The sequence below is a fragment of the Marisediminicola sp. LYQ85 genome (assembly GCF_046600695.1).
Lineage (GTDB): Bacteria > Actinomycetota > Actinomycetes > Actinomycetales > Microbacteriaceae > Marisediminicola.
Window position 1 is genome coordinate 128,634 of sequence record NZ_JBKIWO010000002.1, and the last position, 23,002, is coordinate 151,635.

Consider the following 23,002-nt stretch of genomic DNA (forward strand, 5'->3'; position numbering starts at 1 on the left):
TCGAGGTCACCGGACGAGCCAACCGCCGTCGACGGGAACGATGGCGCCCGTCACATAGGAGGCGGCGTCGGAGGCGAGGTAGACGAAAGCGCCCTGCAGGTCTTCCGCCTCTCCCCAGCGCCCCGCGGGGATCCGACCGATGATGGTGCGCTCCCGTTCGACATCTGCGCGGATGGCCGCGGTGTTGTCGGTCGCCATGTAGCCGGGCGCGATCGCGTTGACGGTCACGCCCGAGGCGGCCCACTCGTTGGCGAGCGCCTTGGTGAGGCCGGCGACGGCGTGCTTGGATGCCGCGTATCCGGGCACGAGGATTCCGCCCTGAAAGCTCAGCATCGACGCGACGTTGATGATGCGACCCGAACCGCGGGCGAGCATGTGTCGCCCGGCCGCCTGCGAGAGGTGGAAGACGGCGTCGAGGTTGACCGCGAGCACCTCGCTCCACGCGTCGGCGGGATGCTCGGCGGCCGGCGCCCGGCGGATCGTGCCCGCATTGTTGACGAGGATGTCGACGGCCCCGAGTTCGGCGATCGCTTCGTCGACGGCGGCCGCGAGTTCGGTTGCGCCGGCCGACGCGAAGTCGCGGCGGATGAGGTGGACGCGGCGCCCGAGCGAGCGGATGCGCTCCGCCGTCTCGGAGGCGTCCCCCCGGTCGAGGAGCACGACGTCGGCACCCGCCTCGGCGAGACCGACTGCCGCGGCCTGGCCGAGCCCCTTCGTCGATCCTGTGACGAGGGCGACGCGCCCGTCGAGTCGAAAGCGGTCGAGGATCATGATCGGACTCCTTCGGTGCGGGGCGCAGCGGCCGCGAATCGGGTGGTGAGTTCGCCGAGACCGGCCACACGGATGGTGACCGAGTCGCCGTCGGCGAGGGGGCGATGGGCCGCGAGGGCGTCGGGTAGTTTCTGCGGGCTGCCCGTGGCGATCACGTCGCCCGGTTCGAGCACCATGACCTGGCTCAGGTAATGCACGATGAACGCCATTGGGAACACGAGGTCGGCGGTGCTCTGCGACACGGTGACGAGCCCGTCGCGCACGACTTCGACCGTGAGATCGTGCGGGTCTGCCACGGCGTCGGATGTCGTGATCCACGGGCCGAGCGGGCCGAACCCGTCGAAGCACTTGCCGAGCTCCCACTGGCTCGAGCGCCCCTGCCAGTCTCGCGCCGACACGTCGTTGAAGAGCGTGTAGCCGGCGATGTGCGATGCGGCGTCGTCGAGGCTCACCGCGTCTGCCCGTCGACCGATGACGAGGGCGATCTCCCCCTCGTAGTCGACATCGTCGCTCACGCGGGGCAGCGTGACGACATCCGCGGGCCCACGAAGCACGTTCGGAGTCTTGACGAAGACGTCGGGGTACTCGGGGTCGGGGTCGCGCTCGGAGGCCCCGGCGCGAACGTGGCCGCGGTAGTTGTAGCCGAGGCACAGGATGCGGCCCGGTTGCACGGGGGCGAGCAGTCCGACCTCGGCGAGCGATCGCGTCTGCTGCCCCGCGGTTGCGAGCTCGCGGGCTTCGGCGAGCGCGGCGGTGTCGGCGAGCAACGCCTCGAGACTCTCGGCGATGCCGCTGAGGTCGACGACCCGCTCGCCGTCGACGACCGCCCCGGGCCGAGGGCCGTCGTCGGAGCGATACGTGACGAGCCTCACCAGTAGCCCCGCCAGTTCGGTCGGGATGCCCGAGTGAGCGCCTCGAGGTAGAAGTAGTCGCCCCACAGGCTGCCCTCGTCGACACCGACGCTCTTGGGCAGGTCGTAGACACCGTGGAGCAGCAGCGCGTCGGAATCCTCGGGGTGCTCGGGGGTGTAGTTGGCGATGAGCGACCCGAGGATCGCTCGCGCGGTGTCGACCGCCCACGCGGCCCGCTCGGGGTCGGTCTCCACCTCCGCGAGGGTGAACAGTCCGCACACGGCGATCGCGCCCGACGAGCTGTCTCGAGGCGCATCGGCGCCGTCCGTGAAGACGAGGTCCCAGAACGGAACGCGGTCGGCGGGCAGGCGGGAGACGAAATAGTCGGCGCACCGACGAGCCGCGTCGAGCAGCCGCGGGTCGCCTGTGGCCCGAAAGTTCATGGCGAAGCCGTACAACCCCCAGGCCTGTCCGCGGGCCCAGCACGATTCGTCGCCGGCACCCTGCTCCGTGCCTCCCCGGAGCGCCTCCCCCGTCTCCGCATTCCAGTAGAACGTGTGGAACGTCGAGTCGTCGTCGCGGAGGATGTGGTCGTGCAACTGCACGGTGTGTCGCCTCACCGCGTCGGCGTACCTGCCGTCACCGGTCTGCTCGGTCGCCCACGTGAGCAGCGGCATGTTCATGAGGCTGTCGATGATGGTGCGGCCGCGCTGCTTCGGATCCTGCAGGTCGCCCCACGCCTGGATGATGCCGGCCGGTTCCAAGAAGCGCCGCATGAGGTGGTCGGCGGCGAGCACGCCGGCATCGCGCGCGTCGCTGTCGCCGTCGAGGCGCCACGCCGCAACAGTGGTGAGGCTGTAGAGAAAACCGAGGTCGTGGGTGTCGAGGTCTTCTCCCGCCCGCACGCGCCGCGAGAAGTCCGCCGTGTCGACCCGCGCCGCCTCGCGGAAGCGGTCGTCGCCGGAGAGCTCCCACGCGAGCCACCGCAGTCCCGTCCAGAAGGTCGTGGTCCACCCGCGGTTGGCTCCGAGCGCGAACCCCTGGCCCGCCGGCCGGAGGAGATACCGGTCGTCCGTCGTCGTGTCGTCAGGAAACTGCGTTCCGAAGGTGGCGATGTTGCGGCGCACCGTGCTGAGAGCGTCGGTGATCGCCCTGTCGAGCGTCGCCGGATCGAGGGCGGTGCCCGTTGCAGGCGTGAGGTATGTCATGGTTTCCAGTCCTTGGTCGAGAGCGTTGATTGCGCGAGCACCGCTCACGCGGTCGCCGGCTCCACGTGCAGCACGGGCTGCAGGGCGAAGCGGGAGTTGGCCCATGCGAGATAGAGGGCCGCAGACGCGGTGATGCCGATCCCGATCGCCGGCAGGTTGACGAAGAGAGCGGCTTGCGTGGCGATGATGAGCAGGGAGACGACGGTGAGATACCACCGGCGCAGGGCGAGAACCGCGCTCGCCGCGAGAACCGCCCCGAGTCGGGCGCCGGGCACCTCCGAGATCGCGACGAGAGCGAGCAGACCGACGGAGACGGCGAGCACGGCCAGGACGCCGAGCAGCGGCACCGTCATGACCGCGACATCCGTTCCCGCGAGCAGACTCAGGTCGACCAGGAGCACGACGACGACCGCGACGACCATCGCGCCGATGGCGAGCGATCGACGCCAGCCGTCGCGAAGCCCCGCGAGGTAACCGCGCACGGGTCCGAGCCCTCCGGCAGCGTGCTCGCGGAAGGCGCGGAACGCCGCGGTCACGGCCGGCGCCGCGAAGACGGCCGCCACGGCCAGCACCGGCCACGACCGCGTCGGGTCGGTCGTGATGAGCAACACGACGAGGGGCAACGCCGTCACGAGCATGAGCGCGTTGACGAGGAGACCGAGCGCGACCACGCCGATGGTGCCGGAGACAGCCTCGAACGAGATGCGTCGCATGCGCTCAGCCCTTCAATCCGCTGGTGGCGATGCCCTCGACGAAGTACCGCTGGCCCAGCATGAAGATGATCGCGATGGGCACGATCGAGATCGTGAGTCCCGCGAACAGGAGGGCGTAGTTGGTGTCGTAGAGGTTGCTGACGAAGCTGCGCAGACCGAGCTGCATCGTCCACAGTTCCGGGTCGCGCAGGTAGATGAGCGGGCCGAGGTAGTCGTTCCAGGTGTTCACGAACGTGAGCAGCGCGAGACTCGCGAGCGCGGGCACCGACAGCGGGAGCATGATCTTGCGCCAGATGGCGTACTCGGTCATGCCGTCGATGCGCGCGGCCTCGCTCAGCTCCTCGGGGATCGTCTCGTAGTACTGCTTCATCAGGAACACCCCGAAGGCACCGAAGGCCTGCAGCAGCATGATCGAGATGAGGCTGTTGGTGAGACCGGCCTCGGTGAGCAGGATGAACTGCGGGATCATGTAGGACTGCCACGGAACCGCGATGGTTCCGATGTAGAGCAGGAACAGCACGTCGCGACCGCGAAAGCGCATCTTGGCGAAACCGTAGGCGGCGAACGACCCCGTCAGCACTTGCAGCAGCGTCACGACGGTCGATACCACGAGAGTGTTCCGGGTCCACGTCACAATGTCGGAGCGCGACCAGATCTCGATGTAGTTGCTCCAGATGAACGTCTCCGGAAACCACTGCACGGGCACCGAGAAGACCTCGTTCGCCGACTTCAGCGAGCTCATGAGCATCCAGAAGAACGGGGTGAGCAGGGCCGCCGCGAAGATGATCATCGCGATGTAGCCGATGGCCCGGCCGACCCGATAGCGCGCGGTCTGCTCCCGCGGGGTGCGCATCGGGCGCGGATCGTCGAGCTTGCGCAGGGTCTGCTGCGTGATGTTCCGATCGAGGAGTTCAGACATCAGACGCTCCGTTTCTTGTTCCAGAGGAACTGGACGACCGTGACGGCGATGCAGAGGAAGAAGAGAGCGACGGCAGCCGACGAGGCGAAGCCGAACTGGTTCTCTTCGAAACCGCGACGGTAGATGAACTGGGAGATCACGAGGGTGGACTGCCCGGGGCCGCCACCGGTCATCACGAGGATGAGGTCGAAGATCTTGAGCGAGTTGATGGTGAGCATCACCATGACGAAGAACATCGTCGGTCGCAGGCACGGGAGCGTCACGTTGACGAAGCGCTGCCATACGCCCGCGCCGTCCATGCGAGCGGCCTCGTGCAGTTCGCGGGGCACGGTCTGCAACCCGGCGAGGAACAGCACCATGTAGTAGCCCATGTCGCGCCAGGTGCCGACGATGACGACGGCGGGCATCGCCCACTCGGGCGATGTGAGCCACCCGGGAGGTTCGGTGATGCCGATGAACCGCAGCGCCTCGTTGATGGGCCCGGAGTCGGGGCTGAAGAGCAGGTTCCAGACCACGGCGATCGCGACGATCGAGGTGATGTAGGGGAAGAACGCGGCGGTGCGGAAGAACGAGATGCCGCGCAGCTTGTTGTTGAGCAGCAGCGCGAGCCCGAGCGACGCGACGATCGTCAGCGGGATGTGGAGAACCGTGTAGTAGAGCGTGTTGATGAACGAGATGCGAAAACTGCCGTCGCTCATCAGGCGCTCGTAGTTGGCGAACCCGACCCAGTCGGCGGTGCCGAAAGCGTTCCAGTTCGTGAACGACATGTAGAAGAGCACGACGATCGGGATGAGCGTGAGCAACCCGAACCCGATGAAGTTGGGCAGGATGAAGCTCCAGCCGACGATAGTGTTGTGTCGGCGGAGCTTCGAGCCCGGTCGATGCTGCGGAACCTTCCGCGACGCCGGCGCTGCGGCGGTTGTGGCGCTGGTCGCCATGGGGTCCTCCGGTTATCTGACGATGGTCGGTGCAAACGGTGGTCGGTGCCGGCCCGGGCGATCACCCGGGCCGGCGGGGTGGGTTATTCGGTTCCGACCTCGCTTGCGACTCGCGCCTCCGCCTCCTCGATGGCGGCGTCGATCGGGGTCGAGCCCGAGAGGATCGCGCTGTGCATGTCGGCGAGGATTCCCTGGATGGCCGCCGTCTGGCTCGACGTCGGGTTCTCCGGAAGGGTCTCGTGCTCGGCGAAGGCGAACGTCGAGAGCTCGTCTGTCGGGGCGCCGTCGATCGAGAAGTAGGTCTCGACCACCGAGTCGTTGAGAAGCGCCGGGGTGATTCCGATGCCCGCGAGCACCTGAGCGGCATCCTCACTCGCAGCGAACTCGAGGAACGCCTTGGCGGCGTCGATCTTGTTCTCGTCGATGCCCGCGTTGATTCCGAAGCCGGTCGGGTCACCGAAGGTCACGGGCTCGGCATCGAGTCCGGTCGTCGATGCGTCGTCCTGAGGAATCGGGGCGATACCCCACTCGAAGTCGTTCGCCTCCCCCGATTCCTGCTGGGCGATGAGAGTCGCGACGTACCACGTGCCCATGGGGAGCATGGCTGCCTTCTGGGTGCCGAACTCGCCCTGGTAGGTGAGCTGGTTCGCGGTCGCGGTGTTGAAGGCGACCTCGGAGCCCTCCTCCTCCATGGCCTGCACGCGCTCGTAGTACGGCGCGAAGTGTCCGAAGTCACCCTCGAGGATGTCGGCGCCGCTCTGCGCGCTCGCGAACCCCTGCACCGTCGACTGCCACGTGTGCAGGTAGGCACCCTTGACGTCGGCGGTGGTCAGCTCGGCTGCTGCAGCCTCGTAGTCGTCCCACGTCCACGAACCGTCCGGCTGGTCCACGCCCGCGGCGTCGAAGAGGTCTTTGTTGTAGAAGAGAACCCAGGAGTCCTGGCGATACGGCACGGCGTACGACGCCCCGTCGATCTCGTACGACGACGTGCCGCCGACCTCCTCGGGCAGTTCGACGTCGGAGACGTCGAGCAGCTGGCCACCCTCCTGGAAGGTCGAGACGAACTTGACCTCCTTCTGGGTGATGATGTCGGGGCCGGAGCGGGCCGCGAGGTCCGCTGTGAGCAGGGTGTTGTATTCGACCGGGTCGTATCCGACGAGGTCGAAGGTGATGTCGGGGTTCTGCTCGGTGAACGCGTCGGTGATGGCCTGGAACTCGGGGGTCGTGTCGAGGCTCCACCCCGACAGGGTGAGCGTGACGGGACCGTCGGGGTCGCTGGCCTCGGAGCCGGAACTGCACCCGGTGAGAACGATCGCCGCGGTGGCGACGACGCCGGCGACTGCTGCGAATGAACGCTTCATAGTTGATTACTCCTTCGTAATGGATGGATGTGATCGCCCGCGGCGCGGACGTTCGGTGCTACCGGTCCGCCGCCTCGGCGGGTCCGGGGGTCGGTATGCGGCCGGTGGTCACTGCACCGTCCGGCCAGGTGATGGTGGCGACGCCGTCGACGAGGTCGACACCGGTGTCGGTGACCTCGACTCGATCGATTCCGCTCAGTTCGATGAGGCTCGCGGTCCACGCGCCGACGGTCACCGGCAGCTCGAGCACGGGCACGGCGGAGTCGGGCCCGAGCGGGCTCGCATCCGCCCGACGGATGATCGCTCCACGGGCATCGTCGGTCGCGCCGACGGGCAGCGAGCCGACGGGCAGCGAGCGGATGCGGCTCCGCACCGCGCCGCAGCGAGCCTCGGCACTCGCATTTTCAGCCGAAGCCTCCACGGTGTCGCCCGACACGGCCCACCCGCCGATGCGGAGGCGCACCCCCGCGGGTGCGACGGCGAACCCGTCGAACCCGTGGAGCCCATCGACGCGAGCGAGTCGCACCTCCCACGCTCGACGCACGAACGAGACCACGGTGATGTCTCCGGCGATCTCGATGTCACCCTCGATGCCCGACCCGTGGCGGTGCGCGGCGACGCGTGCAGACATCCAGTGGGCCGGCCACGTCGAGGCGGCGACACCCACGGGCTCGTCATCCTCACCCTCGATGCGCACGTCGAGGAGCGTCATCGCCGCGCGATGGGTGGCCCTGCCCGCATCGTCGACGAGTGCGACGGACTGTTCGAGAGGGTGCTCCCAGGCCGCAGCATCGGCGAGAGGAGCCGCCGCGGTCGCGTAGCCGATGCGCGCATAGAGCGGGGAGTCGCCCGTCACCGCTCCCTTGAGCGCGTGGTCGGTGCCGTGGTTGACGACGCGCGCGATTCCGTCGTCGGCGGTCGTCGCGATGATCCACCCCGCGGAACGCACGGCCCGCAGCGCATCCGCTTCGCTCACCGGAAGCGGCTCGGCTGCGGCCGTCCAGACCGGATGCTCGGCGGGCAGAATGAGCCCGAGAAAGCCCTTGACGGCCCAGTAGGGCGAGCCCGGGCCCGAGTAGGACTGCGCGAGTGCGGGCCACGCGTGGTGCCACCCGAGGGTGAGCTGCCCCTCGTCGGTCGGCGCCCCGTGCTCGGCGAAGTGCCCGACGATGCGTTCGGCGATCGTGCGGAGGCGCCCGGGAGACACCGACGGGACGTCGGCGATGGCGCCGATCCAGAACGGCGCCGCGGCGGCGAAGCGGTAGATGAGGCTCCGCCCCTGAATGAGAGGCGACCCGTCGGCACCCACGAGGTGGATCGCATCCTGCAGGTACCTGTCGAGGGCGGCGACATCGCTCGCGGTCCGCCCGCCGGCGAGGTCGGCGGCCCCGCGCATCCGCGACCAGAGCACGGGATACGTGTGCAGAGCCCAACCGACGTAGTGGTCGTAGGAGCGCTCGACGCCGTCGGAGATCCAGCCGTCTTCTCGCGCGAGCTCCTCGTGCAGCGCGAGGTCTGCCGCGACATCCGCTTCCGACCACGGGCCGCCGACCGAGCGCAGGAAGGTCTGAACGACGATCCGGAACCAGAGCCAGTTCGTTCGCGGGTAGGTGTCGTCGCCGACCACGGGGGCGAGATAGTCGATGACCCGCTGCTGCGTGAGGGCGTCGAGGCGGTCCCAAATCCACTCCCGGGTCATGTCGAGCACGAGGGCGATGGACGCGGCTTCGACCTTGGCTTGAGCGTGCTCGTCGAGGCGCACCCAGCGGTCGGGGGCCTCGGGGTCGACCCCCGCGGTGATGCCGCGTCGATAGAAGTCGGCGAGTTCGTCGAGTCGCGAGTCGTGGGGGGTGTCGATCGATTCCGCGGAGAGACGGAAGCCGGCGAGGAGCAGGGTGCGGGCGAAGCCTTCGAGCCCGTCGACGTCTCGTCCGTAGCCGCCGACCTCGCCGGGAGGGATGATCTGTGAGCCACTCGGCGACGCCCACGCCCGTGCCGCATCGAGGAGGCGATCGGCTGCCGCAGCCCAGTCCGCTCGGGCCCAGCTTGTCGCTGGTCCGGCTGCTGCGTGCACGACGTCGTCCACGAATCTCCTTTGATCGAGCTCCGGTCAACCGGAACTAGAAAGGACGATAACAATCACTTTCGTCATGTTCAAGACTTTTATCGATTGGTTATGATCGTTTATGATCGCTTTATGGTTATCCCGAGCGACGAAGCCGTGACGCCGACATCCGCCGACGGTCGCTTCGCGGGCCCGCTCTCGGCGCAGATCGGGATGTTCGCCGACGCCGACACTCTTGCAGATGCCCTGCGTGTGCATCTCGTCGACCCCGCCGAGTCGCTCGACATCCCGCACGATGCCGAGGCGTGGAGTGAGGGCGGGGTCGCCGACAGGGCGACGCTCCTCCACCTGCTCGACCTCGCGAACGCCGAAGCCGCGACACCGTGGCCGCAACCGCTCGCATCTCTCGCCGCGCGCGTGCACGACGACGGCGACCGCGATCGCTGGGAGCAGCGCGCGTTCGAAAGGCAGCGACGGCTGAGTCGAGCCGTCGTCGCGGCTCTCGCCACAGACGACGACCACCCCCTCGAGGCCGTGCTCGACGGGGTCATGCTGCTGTGCGAGCAGAGCTCGTGGTGCTGGCCGGCCCACGACGACGTGCGAGATCAGACCGGTCACGTGCTCGCCGACATCGAGCGCCCCTTTCTCGACCTCGGGGCAGGAGAGGTGGTCGGTCAACTCGCCGCACTCGATCACGTGCTCGGGCAGCGCCTCGAGAGGCGATATCCCGGCACGCGGGCGCGGATCCGGCTCGAGGCGAAGCGGAAGATCATCGACCCCTTCGTCTCGCGTCGGGATTGGCACTGGATCGGCCTCAACGGCGACGTGCACAACTGGAACCCGTGGATTCACGGCAACGTGCTTCTCGCGGCGCTGCGGCTCCTCGATGATCCCCGGGATGCCGCCCTGCGCGTGCACGTCGTCGACCTCGTGATCGAGGGGCTCGACCGCTACCTCGCCTCCCTGCCCGACGACGGCGCCATCGACGAGGGCTACGCCTACTGGTGGAACGGCGCGTGCCGCGCGATCGAGGCGGTCGACGCCCTCGATCACGCGCTCGGTCGTCGCCTCCGCATCGCGCAGATCTCCGCGCTACGCGAGACCGTGGCGTTCCCTCACCGCATGCACCTCGGTGCCGAGTGGTATCTCAACCTCGCCGACGGCCAAGCCCGCCCCTCGGCCGACCAGCCCTGGCACGCCCTCCATCGAGCCGCGCGAGCGGTCGGCGACTCCGACGCGCTCGCGCACGCCGCGGCCCACCGCACACCGGACAGTCCGGTGGCATCCGAGCACGAGGGTCTGCCGCGATTGCTGCGCGGGATGACCGACCGCGCGTGGGTCGAGGCACTCCCGCAGGCATCACCGCTGCCCGCCGAGGTGTGGTTGCCGTCGACCGAGGTGCTCGTCGCTCGCGAGACCGCGGGCGACTCCCGCGGCGTGTGTCTCGCGGTGAAGGGCGGGCACAACGGCGAACACCACAACCACAACGATGTCGGCTCTTTCGTCGTCGCGTCCGACGGCGTTCCGGTGATCGTCGATGCGGGCCGTCCGACCTACACGCTGCAGACGTTCGGGCCGGAGCGGTATTCGATCTGGACGATGCAGAGCGGATGGCACAACACGCCCGTGCTCGCCGGGTCGGAGCAGCGCGCGGGCTCCGATGCGGCCGCGAGCGATGTTGACCGCACGTCGTCGCCTGACGCAAGCCGGTTGAGCCTGGACGTTCTCGCCGCGTATCCTGACACCGAATTTACATCGTGGCACCGCACGGCGGGGCTCGACCGATCCACGGCGACGATTGTCGTGGAGGACCACTGGACGACAGGGGACGACGCGGGTGCTCCAGATGGCACGAGCGTGCGGATGCTGATCGCCGGCGAGGTCGAGCTCGGCGAGGGCACCGCACTCGTCACCCCCCTCGACGGCGCCTCCCCGCTCCGGGTGACCTGGGCCCCCGCGGCTCCGGCGACCGTTGTGGTTCGCGATCTCGACGACCCGCTGCTCACGGATGTCTGGGGCTCTCGTCTCCGGCGCCTCGATCTGGATGTGGTCGGCCTGAACGGGCTCACGGTCGTCATCGAGCAGGACCCCACCGTGAGAGGGGTCGTTCGATGACCGATCAGCCTCCGCTCGCCTCCGAACGCCGGTCGCACGTGCTCGCGACTCTCGCTCGCGACGGTGCCGTGCGTCTCTCCCAGCTGATCGACGATCTCGGTGGTTCGCCGGTGACGCTGCGCCGCGATCTGGCTCAGCTCGAGCGCGAGGGGCTGCTGCAGCGCGTGCACGGGGGCGCCGTGGCGACCGAGGCGACGGCCGGTAGTGTGCGCGCTGCGCGAGCTCAGGGCGGAGCGATCGCGGTGCTCGTGCCGTCGCTCAACTATTACTGGCCGGGCGTTCTGCGGGGGGCGGAGCGCGCGGCGAAGCGGCACGGTCTCGATGTGGTTCTGCGCGGGGCATCATACGACTTGCAAGACGAGCGCCCCGTGCTCGAGAGGCTCGTGCGCGACGAGCGGGTGCGCGGCCTCATTGTGGCGCCGAACACCGACACCCCTCACGCTCACGACGTCGTGCGGTGGCTCGCCGACGCCGCCGTGCCCAGCGTGCTCGTGGAGCGGGATGCCGTGCTGCTGCCGGAGGGCACCCCCGTCGAGTCGGTCACGACCGACCACGCACTCGGGGCGGTGCTCGCGGCTCGGCACCTGGCGAACCTCGGGCATCGGCGGGTGGGGCTCATCAGTTCGCGCGACTCGCCCACCTCGCGCAAGATCCGGGCCGGCTGGGAGGCGGCGTGTGCCGAACTCGGACTCACCCCGTCGGATCACTTCGAGACGGTTCTGCCGCCCCGATCGAGCCAGGACTTCTCCACCGTCATCGAGCAGACCCTCGACACCGCGCTCGGCGCGCGGGTGAGCGCTCTCGTCGTGCACTCCGACCCGGAGGCGATGGCGTTCGTCGACCTCGCACTCGACCGCGGCATCCGTGTGCCCGATGACCTGTCGGTGATCGCGTACGACGACGAGGTGGCCGAACTGTTCACCCCGGCGCTCACGGCGGTGAGCCCGCCGAGGTCGGATGTCGGTGCCGCCGCGGTCGAACTGCTCGCGCAGCGTCTCGACGACCCGAACCGGCCGGCGCACCGCGTCGTGCTCAACCCGAGCCTCAACGTGCGCGGTTCGACGGCGCCCCCACCTGCCGACTGACGGGGCTGACCTCACGCCGTCACGCCGTCACGCCGTCACGCCGTCACGCCGTCACGCCGTCACGCCGTCACGCCGTCACGCCACGAGCTTCGTCCGTTGTCGCCCGAGTGGCCGCCAGATCTGATCCGGGTCGAGCCAGGGTGGCGCCAAGAGTCGGGGTCTGCCCCGGATCATCGCCATGGTGAACTCGGACGCGTGCAGCATGTGGTGATGCGCCGAACACAGCAGCGCACCGTTGTCGATGTCGGTCGGCCCTCCGTTGGCCCGTTCGATCACGTGGTGGGCTTCGCACCATGACGGGGGCGCCTGGCACTGCGGCCACACGCACCCACCGTCGCGAACCGCGAGCGCTTTACGTTGGGCGGTGCTGAAAAACTCCCGCTTGTGGCCTAAATGAAGCACTTCGCCGGCCTCCCCGAGCAGGATCGGCTGATACCCGGCGTCGCACGCGAGCTGTTGCATCGTGACGGCGGAGACGGGTTCGGCGACGTCGTCGAGCCACCCCACTCCGCGCCCGGTCTGCAGCGCGTCGAGGGTCGTGACCGCCATGACCGTGACCGTCGGCCGCAGACCTCCTCGAGTGGTCTCCGCGGCCCGAAGCCCGGCGGTGAGTGTGCCCATCACGATGTCGTACTGCCGCTGCTCGCGAGTCCGAGGGTCTCGCACGCGCTCGACGATAGCGGCGTCGGCATCGCCATCGCCGTCGGCGTCAGCCCCGGTGCCCCCGTCCGCTTCGCCCCCGTCCTCTGAGCTCAGAAACCGCGGGGTGACGCCCGGCGCCGAGCCGTCGGCGAAGACGGCGCGCAAGAGCGCGCCGCCGACCGAGTCGCAGGTGCCGCTGAAGCGAGTAAGTCCGTTGATCTCGCGCCCGAGGTGAAAGCTGCGGCGCTCGCGAATCTCGGCGTCGCGGGGCTCGGGGCCGTCGGGGTCGAGGGTCTCGCGCCAGGCTCGCGCCTGCACCGCGACGAGATCGGCCGACTCGGTGCGGGCACTCGTCACGAGGGCGCGCTCGGCTGCGGCGACGCTCTCGGGGCCGGCCGTGCGGGAGGCCTGCGTGAGGCTGCGGATGATGACGGATGCCGCCTCCACGCCGATCGACCCCGACCGCAGCGCGTGCGCCACCGCCGGATATTCGCGCGGCAGTTGCTCGCCCTGCAGCGTCGACCTCGGCGATACGGCGGAACCAAGCCGGATGCGCCTGGCCGCCTCGGCTTGCGACACCCGCGTGTATGCCTCGACGAGGTGCACTCCCTTGGCATGCCCGAGGCGCTGCGCGAGGCCGTCCTGGCCGAGGCCGTATCGCGATCGATCGTCGACCTCCGCCGCCGCGACCGCGCGGACACCGTCGACGAGGCGGCCGACCGCTTCGGAGCGCGTCATGAGGGCGCACGCATCCTCATCGCTGAGCTCGCGCAGAGCTGCGCCCGAGCTCACCCGCGCGACGCGCGCGAGCAGCTCTTCGGCCTGCTCGAGGAGGGCGATCGCTTCGTTCATGGTCATACTGTGACAGTGGCCACCGACATTCGAATATCCCAGGTCAGAAGCCTGTTTTGCTGTGGACAATACGAGAAATACGAACCTGTGGAGGAGAAGAGCGAGGCCACCCGAGCACGGGCCCGCGACCCCCGATCGCCGTCAACCGCGCCCCCACCCCCACCCGCTACCCTCCCCTCATGACCTACATCGGCGTCGACCTCGCGTGGGGTGAGGGCACCGCGGCCAAGCGCGCGAACGAGACCGGCCTCGCCCTCCTCGACGAGTCGGGTGTCATCCTCGATGCCGGCTGGGCGCGCGGCATCGACGCCGTCACCGAGTGGGTCGTCGACCGCGCGGGCCCCGGCACGGTCATCGCCATCGACGCTCCCCTCGTCATCCCCAACGAGTCCGGCATGCGGCTCGCCGAGCGCCAGGTGGGCATGGCCTACGGCAACAGGAAGGTCGCTGCGAATGCGAGCAACACGGCGATGGGCTGGCAGGGCGGTGTCGCGCTGCTGCAGAGACTCGAGGTGGCGGGATTCGCGTACACCGACGGCATCCGTCCTCCGACCGACGAGACCCCGGTGTTCTTCGAGTGCTACCCCTACACGACGCTCGTCGGGATGGCGGAGCTCGGCTACGACGTCGAGCGCCCCCGCTACAAGCGACTCGACAAGACCCTCACGGCCCCTCTCGGCAGGGAGCGTCGAGCGCGGGAGTGCGACGAACTCATCAGGCGGATGCTGACGCTCGACGATGCTCGCCCGCCGCTGCGGTTGGCGTCGCACCCGCTCACTCGCGAGCTGGCCGTGACGCCGTCACCGATCGATGACGTGCCGTACAAACACCGCGAAGACCTTCTCGACGCGGTGCTGTGCGCCTGGACGGCCGCCATCTGGCACCGCTTCGGCGACGAGCGCACGCAGATTCTCGGGGCCGACGACACTCCGGATGCCCGCGGCCGCCGCGCCACGATCGTCGCCCCCGCCCGCCCGGAGCAGAGGGTCGCGGGCCGCCCGATGCGGGCACCGGCGGCCCGCCGCGGCCCGACCGTTCGCCACCCTGTTTCCGCGCGGCCCGCCCGACCCGCGACAACCGGCTCGCCCACGGCAACCGGCTCGCCCGCTGCTCCTCCGTCACCGGACTGACGCGCCGAACCACCCCGCCGACACAGCGAGCAGCACGCCGACATTCACGACGACCGACACCCAGAAGGCCCACTGAAAGCTGGCTTTGCGCGTCTTGTGACGCAGGATCTGCTGCGCCAGCACCGCGCCGGGCCACCCGCCCAGCAGTCCGATGACGATCAGGGTCGTCTCAGGCGTGCGCCACCGGCCATTCTGCGCCGCCGACTTGTCGACCGCGTAGGTGATGACGGCGAGCAGGCTGAGCGCCAGGTAGCCGAGTGCGACACCGACTGGCGCTGCCCGCTCGAGCGCGAGGAAGCCGAGCAACACCCCGAATGCCGCGACCACGACGAAGGGCAGCGCGCTTCGTTTGCCGCTGAGCTTCTTCGCCGGCGAGCGAGCGGGCGCACGCCCCGACCCGACTGACCGCCCCGACCGCTCAACCGCCCTGGCCTGCTGCTTTCCGTCGGATGTCAGCACCGTCTCGTAGCTCACCACCTCGCCGACCCGCGGGGTGGGCGTTCTGGCCGCGAACGAGGTGATGTGCACGAACACGTCGCGCCCACCACCCGTCGGGCTGATGAACCCGAAGCCGCGTTGCGCATTCCACGTGACGACCGACCCTTCGACTCGGGTCGCCCCCACAGCCACTACCCCTCCACCAGCCGGATGAACGCGCTCAGCTGCGCGAGCCCCGCGACGTTCGTCGGCAGATGGTCCGTCAGCCCGGGCGAGTAGATGAGGTAGGCCGCCCACTGCGCCCGCGAGATGGCGACGTTGAGCCGGTTGGCGAGCAGCAGAAACTCGAGCCCGCGCGGCACGTCGTGCGCCGACGACGCCGCGAGCGACACGATCGCGACCGCCGCCTCCCGACCCTGGAACTTGTCGACCGTTCCCACGGGAACCGCCCCGAGCCCCGCCGCCGCGAGCCGAGCGCTCACCAGTTCGACGTGGGCGTTGTACGGCGCCACGACGATCACGTCGGTCTCGACGAGCGGGCGCGACATCCCGCCCCCCTCCCACGACAGCCCGAGCACCGACTGCACGCGCGCGACCACCGCGTCGGCCTCTTCAGGTGAGGATGTCGAGTTGCCGCCGTGCTCGAGCGGCACCGCGTGCAGCCCCGGTTCGACGCCGGCCAGGCGCCGATCGGAGGCGTGTGATGTGAGCCGGCCGAGGTACGACAGGTCGGAGACGCGCGAACAGAGGGCCGGATGCATCCGCCAGCTCGTGTCGAGAAAGAAGCCGTATTCGGCGGGCAGGACGTCTTCTCCTGCCGACAGCCACCCGAGGGCGGACTCGTCCACAGGCTCGGGGTGCGTGCCCTGGCTCACCTGGGGCAACTGCTGCGGGTCGCCCAAGAGCAGCAACCGCGACGCCGCGACCGATGCGGCGATGGTGCTCGCGAGCGAGAACTGCCCGGCCTCGTCGACGACGAGCAGGTCGAGGGATGCCCGAGGCACCGTGTTCTCGTTGCTGAAGGTCCACGCGGTGCCGCCGAGCACGAACCCGCCGTCGGGCAGCGCGGTGGGCGAACCGCTCCACTCGACCTCGACCGACTCGTCGCCCTTCTTCGGCTTCTTGGCGACGCGCGCGGGATCGAGTCCGGCCTTCACGACGCCGCGCAGCATGTTCTCGACGGCCGCGTGCGACTGCGCGACCACGCCGACGCGCCAGCCGTGGTTCGCGACGAGGTCGGCGATCACGCGCGAGCCGGTGTAGGTCTTGCCCGTTCCGGGCGGGCCCTGCACCGCGAGGTAGGAGCGGTCGAGACCGAGCAGGGTGTCGCGAATGGCGTCGACGGTGGAGGGCCGGCGGATGATCGCATCCGCTGCTCCAGCCGTGCGCCGAAGGATGTCCATCGCGGGGTCGGGCAATATGACCGGAGCGGCATCCAGCACGCGGTGGCCCCACTCGGCGATAGCTGACGCCTGCGTTCCGGGGTTGGGGCTCGGCGCGGGGGTGATCGCCATCGGCAGCTCGGCGTAGGGCGGGGCGCCCTGCTCGAGCTTCTCCTCGAGAATGAAGCTCGTCGCACTCAGCACCTCGACGATCGCCGTGCGGTTGTGTGCGGTGCGCGCTCCCGGCGTCGTGCTGGGTCGGATGGGCGGCAGCGGCGCGTCGTAGAGCACGAAGAACTGGCTGTCGCCGGCGCGGAGTGCGCTGCCGGGCGCGATGGTTCCGGTCACCCGCAGGTGGCGTCGATCCTGTCGCTGTCTGCCCTCGCGAAACCAGTCGCGCTCGACGTCGATACGGTCGATCACAACCACACCGCGGGTGTCCGACCACTCGTCCACCGGGCTGCTCAGACGCGTGAAGTGCTCCCACCAGAAACTCTTCGCCTCGCGGCGGTGGTAGTCGATCGCGGCCGCGGCGAGCGCGAGAGCCGTGTCGTCGGCGGTGCGGTCGGCGAGGGGGATGTCGGCGAGAAGGGCTTCGAGCGCGAGGTAGACGGGGTCGGGCTCCCGCACCGGCACCTCGAGGGGCAGCTCGGCCGCGGCGGTGGTGGCGATGGCGGCGTCGGAGCCGAGACCGCGCGCGACCGCCCGCAGCCAGTCGCGCAACCGCAGTGTGGAGATGCAGTCGTAGGTGTTGTAGCGCTCGATGTCTGCCAAGACAGTCGCCGCATCATCCGCCTCCCCCGCGTCGAGCAGGTCGCGATACCGCACGTATTCACTGATGGAGTCGGCGGCGTTCGCGACGCCCTGGCGCTCGAGCGACCCCATGTAGAGGGGCTCGAGTTTCTTGAGCGAGTAGCTGGGGCTTCCGATGCGCAGACCCTGCCGCACGACGGGATAGAGGTCGATGAGCACGTTGTTGCGCAGGAGGTCGTCGACCGTCTCCTCCCCCACGCCGTGGCGGGCGGCGAGGCTCAACAGGTGCGAGCGTTCGTAGGCGGCGTAGTGGTAGATGTGCATGCCCGGGTGGGCGGCGCGGCGGGCGGTGACGTAGTCGAGAAACTCGATGAGCGCCCGGCGCTCTTGAGCGAGGTCGTGGGCCCAGAACGCGCGGAACGTCTCATCCGATTCGACGAGGCCGAACAGGTAGTCGAGGCCCCACACCGGCCGCGCACTGTCGCCCTCCTGGTGCAGCGGATCACCTTCGAAGTCGAAGAAGATGTCGCCGGCATCGGGTTCGGGCAGCCCGTCGAGCCTGCTGCGGTCGAGCACGCGCCAGGCGGGGCGGTCGGGGGTCGACTCGAGCTGCACCGCAGCCTGGTCGCGCAACGCGGCGAGGGTCGAGGCCGACATGTCGGCGACCGGATGCGTGCGTTCCGCGAGTTGCTCGATCGTGAGCACCCCCGCAGCGTTGAGCCGTGCGCGCTGGGTCAGGCGGAGTCCGGCGACGAGCAGCACGTCGCGGTGGGCGGCGATCTCGGCGGAGCACGTGTCGCAGTGCCCGCACGCGGTGTAGCGCGGGTCGCCCCACTGCACCGGCTCGAGGTCCGCCGCACCAGCACCAGCACCAGCACCCGCATTCGCACCGGCATCCGCACCAGAACCGATCCGCGACGCGATGAGCTCCCCCAGTCGCTCCCGCCGATGGCGATACACGGGAAGGATGTCGCGAATCTGGTGCGCGCTCGTCGAGCCGTCTCCGAGCAGCACCGACACCGTGTCAGACCGTCGGATGCCGAGTGCTCCGAGCTGCTCCCAGTAGGCGGCGAGTTGCAGCAGCGCGGTCACTTTCGCCGAGCGGGCGAGCTTGGTGTCTTGCACTTCGTAGCTGTCGTCGGCGGTGCGCACGATGAAGTCGGCGAACCCGACGAAACCGCCGTCGAAGAAGGTGGCCTGGAACACGACGTCCGCCCCGCCCGCGAAGGCCGCCGTGGTCTGGGCCACCGCCTCGGCGAGTGATGCGCGGTCGCGCACATCCGGCCTCTCGATCTCGACGACTCCCGCGCCGAATTGCTCCCGAAGCGCATTGAGCACGCGCTGTTCGTGCACGTCGCCGAGGGCGCCGGTGCGGGCGAGCATTTCGTCGGGCGCCGTGTCGACGGCGTCGATGCGCCCGAGTTTCACGTCGATGCCGCGCGCGAACGCGAATTCGCACGCCGAGGCGGCGCTGAGGTCGCTCGCGCTCGTGATCACGCTGCCGTCGAGAAAGTACATGGCGCCTTTCGGGTGAGGTCGGCTCGGGCGAGGTCGGCCCATTTGAAGCGCCGGGCCGGTTGTCTGCACCGTATCCCGTGCGGGCGACAGCGGCGTGCGCGGGCGATCAGGCGCGTTGCACGGGCAACCACAGTTCGCACGTGGCCGTGCTGAAGTCGTCGGAGCGGTCGAGCACGGCGACGATCGACGGGCCCGGGCGGAGCTGCCAGCGGTTGGAGGGGAACCATTCTGTCGCCGTGGCCGCCCACGCCGACTGCAGGGCGCCCGGGTGCTCACCCTCGGTGCGGAACACCGCCCACGTGCCGGCCGGCACCTCGAGCGCGTCGAGGTCGTCGGCAACCGGAGTCGTCTCGTCGACGGCGACCCCATGGAGGTAGGTCAGCTCACTGCCCTCCGTGTAGTCGGGGTCGACGTCGGCTGTCACTTGGAGCAGACCAGGCGGTTCGGTGGTGCCGAGGTCTTTGAGCCTGGCGTGCTCCGTCGCGGGCAGCGACGTGATGTGCGCCTGGATATGCGGGTTGATGCCCTCGTGGATGAGCGGAACCCGGGCCGCGTGTCCGATCAGCCGGAATGCCGGGCGTTCGGTGATTCGAGTGTCCATGCTGGTGTTCCCTTCTACCGTCAGGCGAAACCTGAGCTGCGATTGCGGGTGAAGGGGGCCGCCATCTCTGCGAACCTCGGCGGGGCCAACGCCGTGCACCGAGCGGAAGGCCCGACCGAACGCTTCGGCCGAGCCGTAGCCGTACCGGGCGGCGACGCTCAGCAGGGTGTCGCCGGCGACCACGTCTGCTGACGCGACGGTCATCCTGCGACGACGGATGTATTCCGACAGCGGCATCCCCGCGAGCGACGAGAACATCCGGCGCACGTGGTACTCGGTCGTGCCGAGCCCGGCCACAAGTTCGGCCACATCGACGTCGTCGGCGAGACGATTCTCGATCTGGTCGATGAGCTGGTTCAGTGCAGCGATCACGGTTCCCCCTTCGTCGTCCACACTGCCGGGTGGCGTCGCTCGGCACCCTACTATCGCGGTCCGATCGGATCGCGGTCGCCGTCATCCGATCACTCGGTCACGGGCCAGCGGGAACTCAACAGCTGGACTTGTAAGCTGACGTGTGGGCGCATTTCGGGGAGTCGGCTTCGACCTCGATGGCACCTTGTTCGATCACCGCGGTTCAGCTGCCGCCGGACTGAGCGCGTTTCTTCGAGTTCTGAACGTTGAGCCAACCCCCGCCGCTCACCGAGCGTGGTTCGCGGCCGAAGATGAACAGTTTGAGCGCTGGCGCTCCGGGCAGATCAGCTTCGCGGAACAGCGTCGCGAGCGACTTCGCACGGTGTTGGCGTTTCTCGGGCTGACTCCGCCGAATGACCCGTCGCAACTCGACGAGCTGTTCGAGGTATTCCTCGATGCCTACCGGGTCGAATGGCGAGCCTTTCCAGGCAGCCTGGACCTTCTGAACGATCTGCACGCGTCAGGTTACCGAGTCGGACTTCTGACGAATGGGATCGAGGAGCAACAACTCGACAAGTTGCGTCACACCGGTCTTGCCGACGCATTCGACGTCGTCTGCGTGTCGGAGAATATCGGGGCACAGAAGCCCGATCCGAGGGCGTTTCGAGCACTGGCCGACGGGCTAGGACTAACCCCACCGGAGTGCCTATTCGTCGGCGATAGCGTCGCACACGATGTAGAGGGTGCCCGCGCCGCAGGCATGGGAGCTCTGCTGGTCAACCGCTACGCCCGTGACGCAACCAGCATCACGAAGGACGTGTACACCGGGCTCGCTCGGACGTGAGCGGGCCCCCGGAGAAAGTTCTACAGCTGCGCCGCATCAGGCGTGCGGGCCCGGAGCAATCGGCTCGACAAGGTCGCCGCTGCCTCTTCTATCGACGCGGGCCCGACGATCTCGAAGTGCGCATCAAACCGCAGCACCCAGGCGACTAAGCCCGTCCACGACCATGAGCCGGCGACCACACGGCACGTGCCGTCGGGCAACTCCTCGAGCTCTCCGTCGTCGAGGTACGGCACGATCTGCCGCGCGGGCAACGCGATGCGGAACTCGCCGCGGCACGGCCAGCGGTCCTCGGTCTCGGACCCCTTCGACCGGGCGGCCAGAAGCGTTGCGACATCGCCCGTCGGCAGCGGGCGACGTGCGAACGGCGCCCCGCCGGGCATGCGCGGCGTCATCCTGTCGAGGCGGAACGTGCGCCAATCGTCCCGTTCGAGATCCCACGCGACGAGGTACCAGTGCTCTCGCCGAGCGACGACAGCGTGCGGCTCGACGCGGCGGGGCGGGAGGTCAGCAAGGGCCGCACCGTCGTCGTCGACGGCACCCCGGTAGTCGAACCGCAGCGTGCGCTGGTCCCGCACCGCCCCGCTCACCGCTTCGAGCACCGCCGGGTCGACGCGCGCTGTCGCCGCAGAGTCTGTGAAACGGATGCCGTCGATCCGGTGCCGCAATCGCGACGGCATCACTTGGCGCACTGTGGACAGTGCCCGCGCCGCCGCCTCGTCGATATCGACGCCGCTCGATCGCACACTCTGCAGCGCCACGGCGATCGCCACAGCCTGCTCGTCGTCGAACAGCAACGGCGGCAGCTCGGAGCCGGCGGCGAGCCGATATCCGCCGTCCGGCCCCTTGATCGCGGCGATCGAATACCCGAGCTCTCGAAGCCTCTCGACGTCACGCCGCACCGTGCGCGGCGTCACTTTCAGCCGCTCGGCGAGCACCGGTCCGGGCCAGTCCCGTTGCGTCTGCAGGAGGGAAAGCAGCGAAAGCATCCGCGACGACTTTTCGGCCATGAGTTCAGTGTGACCGATGTAGCGGACCGAAACTGTCCTCTTCAGGCGAGAGGGTTTCTTCGCGGCATCCGCCGTTCCCACCAATCGAAGGGCACCCCATGACCATCACGACCACCACCCACCTCAACTTTCGCGGCACGGCACGCCAGGCGCTCGAGTTCTACCAGTCCGTGTTCGGCGGGCAGCTGACATCCGCGACCTACGGCGACTTCGGCATGCCGAAGGAGGCCCCGGGCGCCGACAAGATCGTCTTCGGCCGCGTCGTGAGCGACACCGGTTTTCGCGTGATGGCCTACGACATCCCGGGTCCCGACACCGCAGACATGGCCGCGACCGCGGGCACGACCCGTCGCGAAAACGGGGCGACCATCACCGATCGCACGTTCTTCCAGTCCCTCCAGGGTCAGACCCTCGACGAGGTGACCACGTACTGGCACGGTCTATCGGCCGGCGCGCAGATCATCGAGCCGCTCGCCGCGTCGGCGTGGAGCCCCGGTTTCGGCATGCTCACCGACCGGTTCGGCGTGACATGGGTCGTCGACGTGCAGGCGCCCTACGCCAACTGAACCACCCGCACTCGATCGGGCCCGAATTGGCAACTGCGGTTCGGGCCCAACACCGCGAGCGCGAGCGGCTCAGCCCGCGAGCAATCCCGCCCCGATGTTGGCAACAGCGTGGGCGAGGGCACCGGGCAGCACACTCCCCGACCGGTGTCGAAGCCATCCGAGCAGCAGCGCCGCAACGAACTGCACCGGCAGAATCGGCCACATCGCCGGGTCGACGGCGAGAAGCAGGAGGTGCGGAACCATGAAGATGATGGCCTGCAGGATGTTGCCACGGATGAATCCGAGCCGCCGGAAGAGCACACCGCCGATCAGACCGCGGAACAGTATCTCTTCGCCGAGCGCTCGCGCGATGACGGCGACTGCCGCCCCCACCGACGTCACGGCGGTGATGGTCACGCCGGGTGCGTCGAGCGCCGAGTCGGGGATGAGGATGATCGCGAGGTAGCCGAGCACGCCCAGCGGAATGAGCAGCACCGCAGCCCACAGGTAGTCGCGCCCGCCACCCCACGTCGCACCGAGTCGCTCTGCGGCTTGCCTCCGCCCGAGGCGCTTGCGGCTGCCCTGAACGAGAAAGTAGATGACGGCGGGGATCGAATAGAGGATGAGCTCGGGCACCCGCCCACCCTAGGGGTTGGGCACTAACGCGGTTGCTGGCGCAGACGTGTCGAGTCACGCACGCGCATGCGCTGCTCGAACAGCCCGATTCCGAACGCGGCCGCGAACCCGCCGACGAGGGCGACGAGGGGGATCAGCAGAAGCGATTCGGGGCTCGCGGCCCAGTCGCTCGAGAGAACGAGCAAAGACCACCCGGGGTCGGCCTCGATCGTGTGTTCGCTCACCCGCTCAGTCTCTCCCAGCAGAACGAACTCGACCACGTCGACTCTGCTGAGGT

Annotated in this window: 20 protein-coding genes; 5 read left to right on the forward strand and 15 right to left on the reverse strand. The window is 69.0% G+C overall.

The annotated features are described in order from the left end of the window. Window positions 1-6: 6 nt before the first annotated feature. The 8 genes from kduD to ACLHG5_RS08960 form a co-directional block, all read right to left on the reverse strand. Window positions 7-771, reverse strand: coding sequence for a 2-dehydro-3-deoxy-D-gluconate 5-dehydrogenase KduD (gene kduD / locus ACLHG5_RS08925; RefSeq protein ID WP_411317139.1), 765 nt, complete (start codon window positions 769-771; stop codon window positions 7-9). Next, window positions 768-1,643 carry a fumarylacetoacetate hydrolase family protein gene (locus ACLHG5_RS08930; RefSeq protein WP_411317138.1) on the reverse strand — a complete coding sequence of 292 codons (876 nt, stop codon included), beginning with the start codon at window positions 1,641-1,643 and terminating at the stop codon, window positions 768-770. Before ACLHG5_RS08930 ends, kduD begins: the two co-directional genes overlap by 4 nt. Beyond that, window positions 1,640-2,830, reverse strand: coding sequence for a glycoside hydrolase family 88 protein (locus ACLHG5_RS08935; protein WP_411318497.1), 1,191 nt, complete (start codon window positions 2,828-2,830; stop codon window positions 1,640-1,642). Before ACLHG5_RS08935 ends, ACLHG5_RS08930 begins: the two co-directional genes overlap by 4 nt. A 44-nt stretch (window positions 2,831-2,874) precedes the next feature. Next, window positions 2,875-3,543, reverse strand: coding sequence for a DUF624 domain-containing protein (locus ACLHG5_RS08940; protein ID WP_411317136.1), 669 nt, complete (start codon window positions 3,541-3,543; stop codon window positions 2,875-2,877). A gap of 4 nt (window positions 3,544-3,547) precedes the next feature. Continuing rightward, a complete protein-coding gene (locus ACLHG5_RS08945; RefSeq protein ID WP_411317135.1) occupies window positions 3,548-4,462 on the reverse strand; it encodes a carbohydrate ABC transporter permease in 915 nt (304 codons plus the stop codon). Then, window positions 4,462-5,400 carry a carbohydrate ABC transporter permease gene (locus ACLHG5_RS08950; protein ID WP_411317134.1) on the reverse strand — a complete coding sequence of 313 codons (939 nt, stop codon included), beginning with the start codon at window positions 5,398-5,400 and terminating at the stop codon, window positions 4,462-4,464. The genes ACLHG5_RS08945 and ACLHG5_RS08950 overlap by 1 nt, the downstream gene beginning before the upstream one ends. Window positions 5,401-5,483: 83 nt before the next feature. Next, window positions 5,484-6,761 carry an extracellular solute-binding protein gene (locus ACLHG5_RS08955; RefSeq protein ID WP_411318498.1) on the reverse strand — a complete coding sequence of 426 codons (1,278 nt, stop codon included), beginning with the start codon at window positions 6,759-6,761 and terminating at the stop codon, window positions 5,484-5,486. A 58-nt stretch (window positions 6,762-6,819) separates the two neighbouring features. Beyond that, a complete protein-coding gene (locus ACLHG5_RS08960; protein ID WP_411318499.1) occupies window positions 6,820-8,847 on the reverse strand; it encodes a DUF2264 domain-containing protein in 2,028 nt (675 codons plus the stop codon). 111 nt (window positions 8,848-8,958) lie between these two features. Here ACLHG5_RS08960 and ACLHG5_RS08965 point away from each other — a divergent pair, with 111 nt between their 5' ends. Beyond that, window positions 8,959-10,941, forward strand: coding sequence for a heparinase II/III family protein (locus tag ACLHG5_RS08965; protein ID WP_411318500.1), 1,983 nt, complete (start codon window positions 8,959-8,961; stop codon window positions 10,939-10,941). Then, window positions 10,938-12,026: a substrate-binding domain-containing protein gene (locus ACLHG5_RS08970; protein ID WP_411318501.1), complete on the forward strand. Its 1,089-nt coding sequence runs from the start codon at window positions 10,938-10,940 to the stop codon at window positions 12,024-12,026. Before ACLHG5_RS08965 ends, ACLHG5_RS08970 begins: the two co-directional genes overlap by 4 nt. A 75-nt stretch (window positions 12,027-12,101) precedes the next feature. On the opposite strand, the gene ACLHG5_RS08975 is transcribed toward ACLHG5_RS08970, so the two are convergent. Next, on the reverse strand, window positions 12,102-13,520 hold the full coding sequence (locus ACLHG5_RS08975) for a DUF222 domain-containing protein (RefSeq protein WP_411318502.1): 1,419 nt from the start codon (window positions 13,518-13,520) through the stop codon (window positions 12,102-12,104). Window positions 13,521-13,699: 179 nt separating this feature from the next. Here ACLHG5_RS08975 and ACLHG5_RS08980 point away from each other — a divergent pair, with 179 nt between their 5' ends. Further along, entirely contained in the window at window positions 13,700-14,650 is a 951-nt protein-coding gene (locus tag ACLHG5_RS08980; protein ID WP_411318503.1) for a DUF429 domain-containing protein, read from the forward strand. Here the strand turns inward: ACLHG5_RS08980 and ACLHG5_RS08985 are convergent. The 3 genes from ACLHG5_RS08985 to ACLHG5_RS08995 form a co-directional block, all read right to left on the reverse strand. Beyond that, window positions 14,639-15,385 (reverse strand): DUF1294 domain-containing protein, encoded by a 747-nt coding sequence (locus ACLHG5_RS08985; RefSeq protein WP_411318504.1) that lies wholly within the window; start codon window positions 15,383-15,385, stop codon window positions 14,639-14,641. The two genes, ACLHG5_RS08980 and ACLHG5_RS08985, sit on opposite strands and share 12 nt — an antisense overlap. Beyond that, complete coding sequence (locus tag ACLHG5_RS08990) at window positions 15,280-18,741, reverse strand: TM0106 family RecB-like putative nuclease (protein WP_411318505.1); 3,462 nt, start codon at window positions 18,739-18,741, stop codon at window positions 15,280-15,282. The genes ACLHG5_RS08985 and ACLHG5_RS08990 overlap by 106 nt, the downstream gene beginning before the upstream one ends. Window positions 18,742-18,847: 106 nt before the next feature. Continuing rightward, a complete protein-coding gene (locus tag ACLHG5_RS08995; protein WP_411318506.1) occupies window positions 18,848-19,714 on the reverse strand; it encodes a GyrI-like domain-containing protein in 867 nt (288 codons plus the stop codon). Window positions 19,715-19,856: 142 nt separating this feature from the next. Here ACLHG5_RS08995 and ACLHG5_RS09000 point away from each other — a divergent pair, with 142 nt between their 5' ends. Continuing rightward, window positions 19,857-20,537 (forward strand): HAD family hydrolase, encoded by a 681-nt coding sequence (locus ACLHG5_RS09000; protein WP_411318507.1) that lies wholly within the window; start codon window positions 19,857-19,859, stop codon window positions 20,535-20,537. 20 nt (window positions 20,538-20,557) lie between these two features. Here the strand turns inward: ACLHG5_RS09000 and ACLHG5_RS09005 are convergent, their stop codons facing one another. Then, the gene (locus tag ACLHG5_RS09005; RefSeq protein WP_411318508.1) at window positions 20,558-21,544 is read right to left on the reverse strand and encodes a helix-turn-helix transcriptional regulator; all 987 of its coding nucleotides are present in this window, start codon (window positions 21,542-21,544) and stop codon (window positions 20,558-20,560) included. Window positions 21,545-21,642: 98 nt separating this feature from the next. On the opposite strand from ACLHG5_RS09005, the gene ACLHG5_RS09010 reads away from it, so the two are divergent. Then, entirely contained in the window at window positions 21,643-22,110 is a 468-nt protein-coding gene (locus ACLHG5_RS09010) for a VOC family protein (protein ID WP_411318509.1), read from the forward strand. Window positions 22,111-22,179: 69 nt separating this feature from the next. Here ACLHG5_RS09010 and ACLHG5_RS09015 read toward each other — a convergent pair whose 3' ends face one another. Both ACLHG5_RS09015 and ACLHG5_RS09020 read right to left on the reverse strand, forming a co-directional pair. Beyond that, window positions 22,180-22,725, reverse strand: a complete 546-nt coding sequence (locus ACLHG5_RS09015) for a CPBP family intramembrane glutamic endopeptidase (RefSeq protein ID WP_411318510.1) — start codon at window positions 22,723-22,725, stop codon at window positions 22,180-22,182. Window positions 22,726-22,748: 23 nt separating this feature from the next. Continuing rightward, on the reverse strand, window positions 22,749-22,949 hold the full coding sequence (locus ACLHG5_RS09020; RefSeq protein WP_411318511.1) for a hypothetical protein: 201 nt from the start codon (window positions 22,947-22,949) through the stop codon (window positions 22,749-22,751). Window positions 22,950-23,002 lie beyond the last annotated feature (53 nt).